This window comes from Micromonospora inaquosa, from assembly GCF_003857055.1.
Taxonomy (GTDB): domain Bacteria; phylum Actinomycetota; class Actinomycetes; order Mycobacteriales; family Micromonosporaceae; genus Micromonospora; species Micromonospora inaquosa.
Genome location: NZ_QGSZ01000232.1, coordinates 1 through 13928, shown reverse-complemented (window position 1 = coordinate 13928; position 13928 = coordinate 1). Strand labels below are relative to the sequence as shown.

Sequence of the window (13928 nt, the reverse complement as noted above, 5' to 3'; positions counted from 1 at the left end):
GCCGAGCCTGACAGGTCGCCCCGGCCGTGCCCGGGGCGGCCTAGCCTGGAGGTTCTCCTTATACCTATGTGCCCCTTGATCTGACGTCGCCCGCGACGGCACCGCGCCCACCGCATCCCGGTCGGCCGCCGCCGCCTGACCCAGACCAGGCACCCACACAACCCAGCCCCTCGCAGCCGCGACCGGGGCGCGGTACCCCCATCCCTGCAGGGCGGTCACCGAACGGTGGCCGCCACTTTCCGTGTCCCGTGGAAGACGACAATGCTTCAGCCCGCCTGGTACCTGACAGACCACGACTGGTTCGCCCGCCTGGTCGACGCACCCCGTCTGAACGCAGACGGTCAGGCCGTCCTCGGCCAGGTCGCCGCCCTGTTGGGCGACGAGTCCTACTTCAACCCGGCCAAGACCGTGGCCACCGTGCACGTGCTGCTGCTGGCCGCCGAGCACCTCGGCGACACCCTCACCTGGGCCGCCGACCAGCACGACATGGCCGACCTGACCCGGCTGACCGCCGGGCTCAACCTCGTGCAAGCGCACCTGACCCAGATTGTGCAGCGCCTCGCCGAGCACACCCACAACCGTGCCTTCCGACGCTCGGACACGGTGCCCGCCGCGGCAGCAAAGGCACTGACCGACAGCCTCAGCGCCGCCGGCAACAGCGGCGAGGTCTGCGCCGGACACCTCAAGGAAGCCCACCTCACCCTGTACAACTCGACCCGGTAGCCCAACCACCCAGGCGCGCGTACCGGCGACGGACGCGCGCCTTCTCCATGCCTGGACGTTCCCATCGTCGAGACCGGCGACGGGCTGACCCGCGTCACCTTCAACGCCACCCGCCGCACCAGCGGCAGCATCGACGCGCTCATGGCCGCGTCCGGCGACAACAAGACCGACGCCATCAACGGCGCGCTACGGCTGGCCGCGACCCTGCTCGCCTACACCCGCCCGGACAGCACCATGCACCTCTTGGCCCCTGCCGGCGCGACCCACATCGTGCACCTTCCCTGAACCCCACCCAACCGGAGGATCACCATGTCCAAACTCTGGTGGCGGCTGTCCGAGGTCAGCCCCCTGGCCGAACACGCCGTCCACACCCCGACCGTCAACAACCCCGCCCATCTGCTGCGAGCGCCCAGCGCCGTCGCGGCGCTGATCTGGGAGCAGGACGAGACCGGCAGCGAGACGCTGCGCTCCAACGGATCGCCCGGCTGGCACGACGAGACCGGCCAACTCCACCGCGCTCATGCCCTCACCTGGCAGCACCCCGCCTCGGGCACCAGCGGCGTCCACGATCACGCCGACCCCTACCGGAATCTGGTCCTGCTGAAGGTGCGCCGCCGCGACCGCTCGATCCACCCGGTGATCGACACGATCCGGTACGGGGTCAAGCGCAAGCACCACTGGTTCTGGATCGACACCGGCAGATGGCCGTACGCGTACGGCACCGCCGATCACCGCGGGGAGATCGTCCCGGCTGAGGCCACCTGGATCAGATCCCGGGTCGAGGCCCCGGCCCTGGAGCGCCTGCCCTACCCGGCGGTGATCGCCGAAGGCTACTTCGGGGCGGACGGGGTCCTGCCCCGATTTACCCGCGACACCGTCACCGGGATGATCAGCGACCTCGACGAGCTGAACAGCCACCCGGCCACCATGCCCGGTGAGTTCCCGACCGTGGCCTTCCACGGCGACATCGCGGTCATCTCCTGGCAGCAGCACAGCCTCTCCGACGAACGCGTCCTGGAGATCGACCGCTGCTACCCCGACGCCGAAGGGCTCTACGCCATCGGCGCCTACCAGTGGACCTGGAGCATCACCCGGCGCTGACAGCCGCCCGCTCGCTGACTCCAGCAGCCACCTGACCTGACTATTCCGCACCGCACCACCACGGCCGTTGCCCGGCCGACCGCGCGAACCCGCGCACCCCGGGCACGGCCGCACGGCCGTGCCCGGAGACCACCAGCGATCCGCATTGGAGGACTCCATGCACCGCCACACGACTGCCGCCGAGCGCCCCCTCCGTCCGGCCGCCCGCCGGCGGCCCGAAGTCGCCCCGCACATCCTCGCCCTGCTGCACCAGGCCCAGCAGGGCGACCGCGACGCCTTCGCCGCCCTCTACCTGACCTACCGCGAACCGGTCACCCGCTACGTCGCGGTGCGGCTGCGCGGCCGGGACCGCGACCTGATCGCCGACCTCGTCCAGGAGACGTTCACCAACGCCCTGGCTGACCTCGGCTCCGCCCTGGCCGACGTGCGCGGCTGGCTGATCTGGCAGGCCGCGAAGGCATGCAACCAGCACGACTGGTCGCGCCGCCGCTACCTGCGCGCCGCGTACGCCGTGCGCGAAGACGCCGACCGCAGCCCGGTCGCACCGGTCACCGCCGGGCCCGCCCCGACCCGGCTCGGGCGGCTGCCGTTCGTGCACGCGATGGCCCGGCTCACCCCCGACCAGCGCCGCGCGATCCAGCTGCGCTACCTCGACGGGTACCCGCGCGACGCCGCCGCACGGCTCATGGGCCGCAGCGTCTGGGCCGTGGGCGACCTGGAGCGGCGCGCGCTGCGCCGTATGCAGATCACGCTGACCACCCCGCCGGTGACCGCGTAACCCGGTAGCCGCCAGGCGTGACCGCCTGACCGCCCGCCACGCGGCACCCGCACCACAGACCCGGCCGATGCCCGGCCGATCGCGCGAACCCGCGCACCCGGGCACGGCCGCACGGCCGTGCCCGGATTCACTAACCCGAACAGGGAGAATCCGTTGCGCCCCAACGACCCGAGCCCCGGCATACCGCCCCGGCTCCTCCACCGTCCCACCGTGGGCGGACTCGTCGTCCCCTACACCACCCTGCAACTGCCGGACGGCCGGTGGCGCTTTGGCGCGGTCGACGTCGACCGCCAGACCAAGGCGCTCAACGACCGGCTGTGCCAGACCTGCGGCACCGGCCTGGAGCGCCGGATCGTGTTCGCGATGCGCGACATGGACCTGGCCGCGATGTCCGCCGACGAGCCGGGCATGCACCCCGAGTGCGCCGCCTACACGGCTGCCGCGTGCCCGATGCTGGCCGGGCGGATGAGCCACCACCACACCCACTCGGTCGAGACGCAGCTGTCCGCGCTCGGCGTCGCCTTCCATGGCGACGTCACCACGCAGGCGCGGCTCGGTCAGCCGGCAGCGGCGTGGAGCCTGGCCTGGACAAGCGGCTACGAGGTTTACCTGCACCCGCGCACCGGGCGGCTGGCCGCGCGGATCGCTGCGGCCCAACTGCTGCGGGTCCGGCCGATCGTCACGGCGACGCCGGAGGGCCGGTCATGAGCCTGCACGTCGTCGCGATCTACCACAACACCGAGTCGCGGTTCTTCCCGTACGAGGACGGCCACGAGCTGCGACAGGTGATCTCCCACTGGCGGCAGTGGCCCACCGGCACCGACCCGATCGAGATCGTCGACTGGGCCTGGCAGGTGTTCAATGCCGACCTCGACATGTTGGAGGCGCGCCGCGGTACGCCGCAAGGCGAGGCCGACTTCCTCATCGCCGCCGCGTACCGGCTCATGCGCCGCCGCTCGCTATCGGTGGGCGACGTCGTCTCGGTCACCGCCGAAGGCGTCGTCACATGGCTGGCGTGCGAGAACGACGGCTGGCGGCAGATCGCCGCCCCGGCCGCGACGACCGGTGCACCGCTGACCGCCGAGGCCGTCTACGGCTACGCCCGAGGCGGCAGCGATGACTAGCACGCATCCCTGCCTGGCCCACCGGCCCGGCCACCACGACGACACGTGCATGCAGGGGCCGTGCGGCTACTGCGGCACCGACCTGCGCACGACCGCCTCCGGCGAATGCCGCTCGTGCTTGAAGATCGTCTGCGAGCAGTGCGACGCCGGATACGGCCCCGACACCGGGCCGATCTGCGCCCCATGCGCACAACCAGGCGACGGGCCCGGCCCGGCCGACTCGCCACCGGACGGCTGGCAGCTGCACCGTCTCGTGGTGTTCCTGCTGTGGCTGTCCTGCGGGCACCAGGTCAGCCTGTTCGTCAACGGGTGGTACCCGGTCGCCGTCGCCTGCTGCGACCGGCTCGGCGGCACCATCCAGAACGGCGTCTACGTCGCCTACGCATCCGAGGTGAACTACGTGCGGGTGATCAGCGAACGGTACGAGCACCGGCCGCCCGGCACACCGCCTGAGCCGTCCGAGCTGCGCGGCCGGTGGCCTCGCACCGACGACCCGTACCGCTCGCCACACCTCGGCACGGGACGCTACCCCGTGCGCGTCGGCGCCGTCTGGAGCTTCGACGGCTCCATCGCGCCGGCCACACCGAGCTAACCCGCCTTCCCGCACGCCGCCGTCACCGGCGGCTGAAACACGAAAAGACGGCCCGCCAGAAGGCGGGCCGTCTTCACACCCAGGACCCGGGACGCACCGCCTCGAAAACGAACGCGTCCCGGGTTTCTCCAACTCGCATTGGAGGAGTCCAGTGTTCACCACAATCCTGGTGGCCGCCATCATCTACACGGCAGTCACCATCCTCGCCGGGGCCTGCGTCGGCTTCGGCGTGGGCTACCTGGCCGCCCGACCCGCCGTCGCGCAGCTGCGCGACGAGCTGGCCGACGCCGCCTGGCAACTGGCCCACGACCCGCTGACGGGCCTCTACAACCGGCGCGGCCTGCGCACCGCGTACGCGGCCTTCGCGGCCACCTTCCCCGGACAGCCGGTGGTCGCCATCCTGCTCGACCTCGACGGGTTCAAAGAGATCAACGACGACCATGGACACGACGTCGGCGACGAGGTCCTGATCGAGATCGCCGAACGGCTCGCTCACGTCGCCACCACGTACGGCGGTGAGATCGCCCGGCACTCGGGCGATGAGTTCGCCGGAATCTTCCCCGTCCGTGAGCACGGCATCCGCCAGATCGCCGATGCGCTGCTGGCTGGCGTCGCCACGTCGATCGACGTCCAGGCCGCCACCGGCCCGGCCGCCGTCGCTCTCTCCGCCAGCATCGGCGTCGCCGTGGTCGACAGCAACGACCCGCTGGAGGACGTGGCCCTGCACCGCGCCGACATCGCCATGTACCACGCCAAGCGCGGCGGCCGGAACCAGCACGTGCTCTACACCCCGGGCATGACCATGCCGCCCAGCGAGGCCCGCCGCGGGCTGCGCCTGCGCGACCTCCACCAGCAGCGGGGGGTGACCGCGTGACCGGTCCTCGTACGGAGATGGCGTGCGCCACTTGCCTGACTCCGCTCAACATCTTCGATGACCAGTACATCCACCCCCTGTACCGCGACAACGACGGGCACCCGCCGGTGCCCGTCCCTACCAGCCAGCTCGACACGGTTAACCGGACCTGCGACTTCTGCGGCGACCAGCACCCGATGTGGACATTGATCGGCGGCAACGTCAGAGTACTGGCGACCAGCAGCCAGTCCGGCCTGGTGCAGGACATGGGCGAGACCTGGGCCGCCTGCGTACCGTGCATGGCAGACCTCGACGCCGGACGGGCGATAAAGGTGGTCGACCGTGCGGTACGACGCATGCGCGTGCACGACATACCCCTCGCCCACGCCGAGACCAACAAGCTCCACCAGGCATTCCTGCGCCAGCGGCAACCAGGCCGTGTCCTGCTCACCACGACCGCTTGGCCAGACCTCGACCTGAGTCCCCGCGACCTTCCGAAGGTCCGTGACCGGCTAGCGTCGTTCTACCGCGGCCCCCAGGAGCTACCGACAACTCTTCGCATCAGCCACATGCGTAGCCAGCTGGCAGACAGTCTCGACCGCGCCCGGCTCTACTGGATCGACGACAGTTTCACCGAGCTGGCCGAACACGCCGCCTCGCAGCTGCCGGCGGTCACCACGAGCAAAGACCTCGCACCCTGCGACGACGGACTACTCTTCTGGGCTCATCCGGCGACAACACATCGGATGACCGCCGTCTCCTGGTCAACAGGCGACAACGTGATCGAGGCTGTCGTCTACCGCGCCATCGGTAGTGGTCTCGAGGACCAACCACTACAACACCTGCGTGAAGAGGTGGGCTGGCTGGTACCCATGCGAACCTTCCAGTTGCGTCTCAATCAATCCGTCGACAGCCCGTCCGGCGGGTCCGCGATACTACTGGCCACCTGGCTACTCATCGCTCAGAGGGCGGCCGAGGACGTACCGGCAGAGATCAACAAGACGATACGCAAAAAGTACGCCCGCGCCCAGCGACCTCTGCCCGACGTACGGATCGTGCGCATCCGTACCCACGGCCAACGAGACGACGAGGCCAAGACCACTGGAACCGGCGGCGGCCGGACCTACACCAGCCGCGTCTGGGTTACCGGGCACTGGCGGAACCAGGCATACGGGCCAGGCCGAACCCTACGCCGCCCGGTCTACATCCATCCGTTCCTACGCGGCCCCGAGGACGCGCCGATCAAGCTGAGCACCACAGTGCGCATCCTGGATCAGCGCCACGGCGATAAGGCCCCAGGCAACTGACGATGTCCCTGCGTGTGGTGGCGGCATTCTGCCGCCACCACACGCAGGCGGCGCGATCGCCCTTTCGTGCTTGATGACCAGCTCTCTGAGACCTCATGGCCTACGTTCGACGAAATCGATTGAGCACTGGTGCCGTCTGCCTGCGGCGGCGAAGATACCGACCATGCGGTTGCTAGTTCTTGGCGGCACCCTCTTCCTGGGCCGTGCCGTGGTTGAAGCGGCGCTCTGGCGTGGCTGGTCGGTCACAACGTTCAATCGTGGCAAGTCGGGCGAGGATGTCCCCGGTGCGAGAGTGCTGCGCGGGAATCGCTTGGAGCCCTCCGACGTGCGCCATGCTGTCGAGGCCGGACCCTGGGATGCGGTCATCGACATGGCGGCCTACGTACCAAAGCAGGTTCATACTCTCTCGCGCACTTTGGCTACGGTGAGCCGCCGCTACGCCCTGGTCTCCACAGTCAGCGTGTACGAGGGCTGGCCGGCGGAACCCTTGAGCGAAGCTTCGGTGGTCCTCGACTGCCCACCGGACGCGGAGGAGGACTTCGGTCCGCCCGACGTCGAGGACGGTCCAACTCGCTACGGCCGCCTAAAGGCAGGCTGCGAGCGTGCCGTCCTGGACTCGTTCGGCCATGACCGAGCCCTGATTATTCGTCCCGGCGTGGTGCTCGGACCACGCGAATATGTGGGACGGCTCCCTTGGTGGCTGCGGCGAGTGGCTGCGGGCGGCCGAGTCGTCGCGCCCGGACCACCCGGCCGGACGATCCAACCTATTGATGTACGCGATACTGCCGAGTTTCTTTTGAACGCGCTCGTCGACGATCATATGGGAATATTTAACGTGGCGGGACCGACGAATCGGGACACCTTCGCGGATCTTTTGGACGCTTGTAAGCGGACCACCGCCTCGGGCGCGGAGATCGTCTGGGTCGCCGACGACGTTCTTCTTCGCCGAGGCGTCCGTCAATGGTCTGAGCTACCTCTGTGGCGAACCCATCGCGGAGTCTGGTCCGTGGATGCCGCAGCGGCCTTCGCCGTCGGGCTGCGAAGTCGACCTCTCGCTGAAACCGTCACGGCTACGTGGGCGTGGATGCAGACCGCGCAGCAGATGCTGAACGAGCGATCAGCCGAGATCGGCCTCACGCAACAGCATGAAGCGGAGATCCTGGCATCAGTCGATCAGCGATAGCCAATCGAACACTGTTCAATCCCCCTTCGACCAGGATTCGATTCGTGATCCTAGATGGCGGGCCTGGTTATCGTTCTTGAAGTTACTGCGCAGTTGCCTGAGAGTCGCATCAACACGTCCAGTGATTGTGGAGATGCGCCGGCCATCCTCCAACTTGAACACGGACTCGAAGGCCGCTTCCGCAGCCTCAAGGTCCCCGGAAATTACACAGGCGGTCGCAAGATCGACCCGGGCACCCGTGAGCGGTGCCCAGGGCCGCATCACATGTGGAAGCGCCTCGTATTCGGCGACTGCGGCTTCGAGATAAGAGCGCGCTGCCGCACCGTCTCCGAGGTGCAGCCACGCTGTGCCAGCGCATGCTGAGGCTCTCGCGGAGTCAAAGCCGAACTCGCCTGCGATCTGGTCGTGCAGCATACTGCCGAAGTTGGCTCCAGCTAGGCAACCCTGCGCCTCGCCCAGTGCGTCCTCGGTCCCGCTGCGGTCGCCCAGAAGCGCGGATGAACGTGCCTTGATGTTCAAAATTCGAAATAGTTCCTTCTTGCTTGCGGTGAGCCGACGCGCCCTTTCGATCTCAACAAGGGCCTCCTGTGGGCGATTCTGCCAATTGAACAGCGTGGCCACGAGACCGATAGACCAAGCCTCAGCTTCGGTATGCCCTGACAAGCCAGCGAGTGTCCGGGCGCCCTGCGCAAGACGCAGTGCCCCACTCGGACGACCGAGGTCAAATGCTGCGGAGGCCATCAAAAGACTATTCAGAGCTGAAAGCAGGTATAGGTCAGCTAGGTTGTCTGGACGCTTGGTGCGGGCCGCCTGCTCGAACGCGCTGTCCCGGAGGCTCTTGGCGCGGACGAACGTCCGCCATCTGTCTTGGCTCGCATAGTCCTGGGCAATGTCCGATGCCCTGCTGAACAGATCATCGGTAGACTGCGCATCCAAGCCAGCCGCAGCCGCTGACGCGAATATCAACGCCTGGTCAGCGGATCGGTCGATGGACCACTCAAGCTCCTCCTGGCCGAGTGGGAAGCCCTGCCCGTATTCGTATGCATCGTGGCGCCCACCGAAAGACCCAACACGACGGTGTTGCGAGGAATCTGACTCCCTCTTAAGTGATTGTTGATCACCCTGCACCATAGAACCAGGCCGGTCGATGTAAAGACCGAGCGACGGCTCATCCGACTTGAGGACCGCGCACAGCGCGCGACGGTAGTCCTCGTTGGGCCATCGAATCTCGCCCCGTTCGAGCGTACCGATGGTCTTCTCGGTCATGCCGGCCCAACGGGGCCGTCGTCCCTGCGCTTCGTACCGTCTATTGAGTTCGGCGTTGCAGCCGTCAGCCAATTCCTGCCGTGACATCGGGCGTCGTGAGCCCGAAGGTGAGAGCATCGCCTTACGGGCGGATCTCAGCTGGTCGTTTGGCGTCACCGTGGAGTCGGTCATGAGTTCTGCACCCCAGCATCGTCGGCATGTGCTGTTGCGACCTCGGTCAGACCCGGCCACCGTTGCCTGCCACCTTGTTCGGCGTACATCCTGGCCAGCACGGTGTAGCAGGCGTCGGTCGGCTCCTGGCGCGACATCGGGCGTTCCGAGCCGGACGGGGATAACAGCGACCTACGGGCCGCCGTAAGGCGCGCGTTCGGAACGATCTCCCTTCCCACTGCTGGCCCCCAAGATCGATCCTTTTGGTGCGCCCGGCGTCCGGACATCGCCGCCGAACTGATGTGCCTATATGGTCCCAGCGCACCCCATCCGGTTCAAGCACGGGGTCAGCGTCCGCACGTGCGTGACATCGATGGGCTCGTCAGGCCCAACCGATTCTCGGACCTAACGACTGGCCGCCGGGCCAGTGAACGAGCCTGGCGGCCAGTCGTAGGGGTTACAGATCGAATTCGCCGTCCCGCACACCCTTCACGAACGCCGACCACTCACCTGGATTGAAGACCAGGATGCCGCCGTCGGGGCTCTTCGAGTCGCGGGCGCCGATGTGCCGATCGGTACTGGTGGCGACCTCGACGCAATTGTCGGCGCCACCGCTACGGGTGGACTTTCGCCAGGGACCGAACCGCCGTTTAACCATTGTGAATCGTTCTCCTGATCTCCTCGGCCGTTGCGGCCAGGTAGTCAAGACTGTCGCCAGGCGACAGGGCCGCCTCCCGCAACCGGGCGTACAGGTCGAGGTAGCGGTTGACGTCCGCCTCGTCGGTCAGCACGAGGTCATCCGTGACTGTGTCCACGGCGGCCACCACGGGGTCTTGCGGGTCCCGGTAGCGGTACGTGAAAAATGCCGAGCGCGGCACGGCGTGTTGCCGAATCTCAACGGCCAGCGGGAGGAGTCTGATCGTTATGGTCGGGCGCTCGTGCCCGACCACCACAAGGTGGTCGAGCTGTTCGGCGATCACGGGCGCGGGCGCGGCGAATCGGCGTACCGCCAGTTCGTCGATGATGACTTCGTAGGTTGGGCCGTCAGGCCGCTTGAGGACGAGCTGGCGGCCGGCGCGGGCTTCGAGCGCTCGGGCGAGGCTGTAGGTCGCACCATCCTGGCGGTCCATCACGATGCGCGCCTCGGTGTACGCCTGTATCTGGAGCAGCCCCGGTAGGTACACCATCTGGTACTCGTGAATCTCGCTCGCTCCAGCTTCGAGGTCGGCGTAGAGCGCTTGGCGTGTGCCCATCTCTTCCGCGAAGGTGGCCCACCATCCGCGTTCCTGCGCGTCGCGGGCGATCGTCATCAACTGTTGCCTCTGTTCCTCGGCCAATGCGAAGAACTTCAGAACCTTGGCGACCAGATCGAGATTGGGAACGACGCGGCCGTTCTCCAGCTCGGAAATGCGCTGACGTGAGACTCCTACCGCTGAGGCGACGTGGGCAGATGAGTACCCACGTCCGTCACGTAGCCGGATCAGTTCCTGGGCAAGCCTCCGGCGGCGCACGAGCGGGCTGATCACGACGCACCTCCGGGTACACGCCATCGCCGATGGGCTATCGCTCACCGGCTGTGCGGTCAGCGTAACCCCGAATTTTGGCGATCAAGCCCGGTGCGTGGTGACGGTCCGTGTCGAGGACCTGCTCAGAGGCCATCCGGGTGTCAGAACGAGCATTAGGCCGGGTGGCAGATGGGGATTCCGGCCGATATGGACTGTCCGTGAAGGTGGACCTACCACAAGCGATGTATCGATCCCTGGTCACCGCCGACCGTTCAACCCGGTCGGGTCCCGGCCCTGCGGAGGCGTACAAGGACCGGCTGTAGGACCCGCACGTGAATGCGTGCGGTCCGACCATACCGGCCCCTGCCCGCCACATATAGCGCCCGTCCGCCGTCGTAGCTGAAAGAGCGCGGCGGCGGGCTGGGGCAGACGTCCATGATCGCTACCGAGGGAGGCCGGTCCGATGATGCTCGGCGATGACTTCTTCGGGCTTGCTCACGACGACGTGACTGGTAAGCCCCGCCCACACACCAGCGCCCTCAGCGTCGGTTGCGGCGCTGCACTGCTCGCCGAGCTGATCAGCAGCCGCCACATCGAGGTGGTCCCGGACGCGGCTGAGCGCCCTGTCGTTCTGCGCCGCCACGCACAGCTCGTGCTGGCGCGTGGGGTAGACGAGGGCCAGGTGAACATGACCGATGACTACGCCGCGGTGGCGGTTTGGTATTCGCGGTTGGAGTCGCCCGCGCCGGCTGCGTCTTGGGTGTACTACCTGCAACGGCTCCTCGGATCGCACGCCCCCGGTTCGCGCTGCTACACGCCTACGTCAATGCGGTGCTCCCGCATACGCCGCATCACTACCTCGCGCACCTCGCGGCTCGTCCCGGGCAGAGCGGCGCTGCACGCGGCTTGCTGGCCAGCTACCACCACAGGCTCGACGCGGAAGGGCTACCGGCCTCCACGGAGGTCAGCGGCGCCCGGCCGCGCGAGAGCCTGGTTGCTCGGCTGGGGTATGAGCCGCGGTCGCCGGTGTTGTTGGAGCCCGGTGGGTCGGCGTTGGGGCGGATGTGGCGGCCCGCGTCCGGTGGCCAGCGGTCCGATCTGTTGCCGAGCCGGGTGCGCGCGCACCGCTCCGCGATGCCGCTGCGGCGTCGTGCCCTCCCGGCGTCACCTCGTTCTCCCTGACCTGTACGACCAACCCCAGACGTTTGATCACCTGCTGGCGATGACCTCGCGGGCTCACCCTTACGCGCCCTGCTATCGAAGGAGGCACCCCTCATGCTGTCCGCTCTGACCCGTATACGGGCTTTGGCCCCGCCACGCTGGTGCAACGCTGGACGGTGGCTGCCACCTTCGTCGCCTTCTGCGCGTGTCGATGCCGCCGTCACGGACGCGGGAGACGTGACGTCGGACGAGTTCGCGTGGGGATACGCGATCCGCCGTCAGTGGGCAGACGGCTGCCACGACCTCTTTGGCTTCACCCCCGACGCGCAGACCGCGCAGCGGCGGCTTGACCGCGACCGCCGCTACTGGCATCGCGGACCGGTACGCCCGGCGGCGGTGTATCTCGTCCCGGCGAACGCGGCCGACGTGAGCAGGCACCCGGTGGACGGCTGCCAGCTCTCGTGCTGCCCGAACACGCCGGGGCGGGGGCAGCGATGAGGTCGACGCACATGCAGGTGGCGCTCGCGCGGCGGACGCTGACTCCCACAGGGTTGTGGGTGTTCGGGGCGGCGGCGTCGGCGCCGATGGTGGTGCTCGCCGGAGGCATCGTCGCCACCTACGCGACCACGCAGCTAACGACATTGCCGCTGGTGTTCGTCCTCGTCGCGGCGATCGTGGCGTTACTGACCGTCGGATACACCGCGATGGCCCGCCAGCTGGGGCACCCAGCGGCCTACTACGGCATCCTCGCCAACAGCCTCGGGCGCGGCTGGGGCGTCGCAGCCGGCCTGGTCGCCCTGGTCGCCTACAACTCGATCCAGATCAGCCTGTACGGCTTGCTCGGTGCCACGCTCGCCGGGCAGCTCGGCGGGGCGTGGTGGGTGTGGGCGGGCATCGCACTGGCCGTGGTCGCGACGTTCGGTATCCGGGCGATCGCGCTGTCCACCCGGCTCCTGGTGGCCGTGCTGGTGGTGTCGCTGCTGATCGTCGCCGCTTTCGTCCTCACCGGCGCGGCGGAACCGGCGGACGGTGGGCTGTCGTGGTCGGGCTTCGACGCCTCGGGACTGGCGGTCGGCGGTGTCGGCGGTGCCGTGGCCTTCTGCGTGGCGGCGTTGATGGGTGTTGACGCCCCGGGTTCGATGGTCGAGGAGGCCGTCGACCGCCGCTCGGTGGGCCGGGCCACCATCGGCGCGGTGGTCGTCCTCGGCGGCGTGTACGCGCTCGCGGCGTGGGCGATGGGCGTGGCCGTCGGCCCGGCTGCCGTCGGCGAGGTGGCCGCCGACCCGGCGGCAGGTCTGCCGTATGCGGTCCTGGAACGCCTCGGCGGCGGGTGGGTGCCGTTCGCGGAGCTGGTGCTGGTCCTCGCGGTCGTCACCTCGATGCTGGCCTTCCACTCGGTGGTAGCGCGGTACGTGTTCGCCATGGCTCGCGAAGGTGTCCTCCCCGCCGGCCTCGCGCGCACGGGCAGTGCAACCCGGGTCAGCGCGCCGCGCGGCGGTTCATTGACGCAGACAGCCATTGCCTCGGTGGTGGTGGGCGCGTTCGCGCTGACCGGCGCTGACCCGATCGCGGTCATGTTCACCTGGCTCTCGACGCTGGGCGCGATGGGCCTGCTGTGTCTGCTGCTGGCCGCCTCCGTCGCGGCGATGATGGCACCGTCGAGCGTGCGCGGCCCGAGGCCGGGGGTGTGGGAGTGGCGGCTCGCACCCGCGCTCGGTGTGTTGGGTGGGCTGGTGCTGCTGGGTCTGATGATCGGCAACGCCCGCTCCTTACTCGGTGCCGCGCCGGGGTCGCTGTATCCGTTCCTGCTGCCCGCGATCCTGGCCGCGTTCGCCGTCCTCGGCGGGATGTGGGCGGGGCATCTGCGGCAGTCCCGCCCGGACGTCCACGCCGGTATCGGCCGGGGCACCCCGAGCACCCACGCCGTTCCCGACGCTATCAACGTCTCGATCTGACAAGGGGGCGACGATGATGACCCACGCGCCCATGCCTCCTGCGGGCAGGCACTACAGCGCCGAGCACGTCGAAGCCGGATGGCGACCGGAACCCATGTCGGCGGCACCTTCCGCCGACCCATCGGGACACCCGGCCTACGGGCCAGGGTCTGCCGACCACGGGCCGGGGCCGAGCTACGGGACGGCGCGTACGCCGGCCGACTACCCGCGACCCTCGGAGACCATGGTCC

16 protein-coding genes are annotated in these 13928 nt (G+C 68.5%); 13 read left to right on the top strand and 3 right to left on the bottom strand.

Annotated elements, in window-relative coordinates; translation table 11 throughout:
* Positions 1-261 precede the first annotated feature (261 nt).
* The 10 genes from DLJ59_RS19645 (at position 262) to DLJ59_RS19610 (ending at position 7661) form a co-directional block, all read left to right on the top strand.
* Positions 262-723 carry a hypothetical protein gene (locus DLJ59_RS19645; RefSeq protein ID WP_124774099.1) on the top strand — a complete coding sequence of 154 codons (462 nt, stop codon included), beginning with the start codon at positions 262-264 and terminating at the stop codon, positions 721-723.
* 141 nt (positions 724-864) lie between these two features.
* On the top strand, positions 865-1008 hold the full coding sequence (locus DLJ59_RS36365; protein ID WP_158630873.1) for a hypothetical protein: 144 nt from the start codon (positions 865-867) through the stop codon (positions 1006-1008).
* A 24-nt stretch (positions 1009-1032) separates the two neighbouring features.
* Positions 1033-1824, top strand: coding sequence for a hypothetical protein (locus tag DLJ59_RS19640; RefSeq protein WP_124774098.1), 792 nt, complete (start codon positions 1033-1035; stop codon positions 1822-1824).
* A gap of 157 nt (positions 1825-1981) precedes the next feature.
* Positions 1982-2602 carry an RNA polymerase sigma factor gene (locus tag DLJ59_RS19635; protein ID WP_124774097.1) on the top strand — a complete coding sequence of 207 codons (621 nt, stop codon included), beginning with the start codon at positions 1982-1984 and terminating at the stop codon, positions 2600-2602.
* 210 nt (positions 2603-2812) lie between these two features.
* Positions 2813-3310 carry a hypothetical protein gene (locus tag DLJ59_RS19630; RefSeq protein ID WP_124774096.1) on the top strand — a complete coding sequence of 166 codons (498 nt, stop codon included), beginning with the start codon at positions 2813-2815 and terminating at the stop codon, positions 3308-3310.
* Positions 3307-3726 (top strand): hypothetical protein, encoded by a 420-nt coding sequence (locus DLJ59_RS19625; protein ID WP_124774095.1) that lies wholly within the window; start codon positions 3307-3309, stop codon positions 3724-3726. Before DLJ59_RS19630 ends, DLJ59_RS19625 begins: the two co-directional genes overlap by 4 nt.
* Positions 3719-4318: a hypothetical protein gene (locus DLJ59_RS36360; protein ID WP_158630872.1), complete on the top strand. Its 600-nt coding sequence runs from the start codon at positions 3719-3721 to the stop codon at positions 4316-4318. Before DLJ59_RS19625 ends, DLJ59_RS36360 begins: the two co-directional genes overlap by 8 nt.
* 151 nt (positions 4319-4469) lie before the next feature.
* A complete protein-coding gene (locus DLJ59_RS19620) occupies positions 4470-5192 on the top strand; it encodes a GGDEF domain-containing protein (RefSeq protein WP_158630871.1) in 723 nt (240 codons plus the stop codon).
* Complete coding sequence (locus tag DLJ59_RS19615) at positions 5189-6478, top strand: AcrVA2 family anti-CRISPR protein (protein ID WP_124774093.1); 1290 nt, start codon at positions 5189-5191, stop codon at positions 6476-6478. Before DLJ59_RS19620 ends, DLJ59_RS19615 begins: the two co-directional genes overlap by 4 nt.
* Before the next feature lie 163 nt (positions 6479-6641).
* Positions 6642-7661: an NAD-dependent epimerase/dehydratase family protein gene (locus DLJ59_RS19610; RefSeq protein ID WP_124774092.1), complete on the top strand. Its 1020-nt coding sequence runs from the start codon at positions 6642-6644 to the stop codon at positions 7659-7661.
* 15 nt (positions 7662-7676) lie between these two features.
* Here DLJ59_RS19610 and DLJ59_RS37520 read toward each other — a convergent pair whose 3' ends face one another.
* From DLJ59_RS37520 to DLJ59_RS19595, 3 genes are all read right to left on the bottom strand, one after another.
* Positions 7677-9014, bottom strand: a complete 1338-nt coding sequence (locus DLJ59_RS37520) for an NsdA family TPR-like regulatory protein (RefSeq protein ID WP_244236131.1) — start codon at positions 9012-9014, stop codon at positions 7677-7679.
* A 520-nt stretch (positions 9015-9534) separates the two neighbouring features.
* Entirely contained in the window at positions 9535-9735 is a 201-nt protein-coding gene (locus DLJ59_RS19600) for a DUF397 domain-containing protein (RefSeq protein WP_124774091.1), read from the bottom strand.
* Positions 9728-10603 carry a helix-turn-helix domain-containing protein gene (locus DLJ59_RS19595; protein ID WP_124774090.1) on the bottom strand — a complete coding sequence of 292 codons (876 nt, stop codon included), beginning with the start codon at positions 10601-10603 and terminating at the stop codon, positions 9728-9730. The genes DLJ59_RS19600 and DLJ59_RS19595 overlap by 8 nt, the downstream gene beginning before the upstream one ends.
* Positions 10604-11045: 442 nt before the next feature.
* Between DLJ59_RS19595 and DLJ59_RS19590 the strand changes: the two genes are divergently transcribed.
* The 3 genes from DLJ59_RS19590 to DLJ59_RS19580 all read left to right on the top strand — a co-directional run bounded on the left by DLJ59_RS19590 (position 11046) and on the right by DLJ59_RS19580 (position 13698).
* A complete protein-coding gene (locus DLJ59_RS19590) occupies positions 11046-11873 on the top strand; it encodes a GPP34 family phosphoprotein (RefSeq protein ID WP_124774089.1) in 828 nt (275 codons plus the stop codon).
* A 107-nt stretch (positions 11874-11980) separates the two neighbouring features.
* Positions 11981-12241 (top strand): hypothetical protein, encoded by a 261-nt coding sequence (locus tag DLJ59_RS19585; protein WP_123110557.1) that lies wholly within the window; start codon positions 11981-11983, stop codon positions 12239-12241.
* An 11-nt stretch (positions 12242-12252) separates the two neighbouring features.
* Entirely contained in the window at positions 12253-13698 is a 1446-nt protein-coding gene (locus DLJ59_RS19580; protein ID WP_124774118.1) for an APC family permease, read from the top strand.
* Positions 13699-13928: the final 230 nt, after the last annotated feature.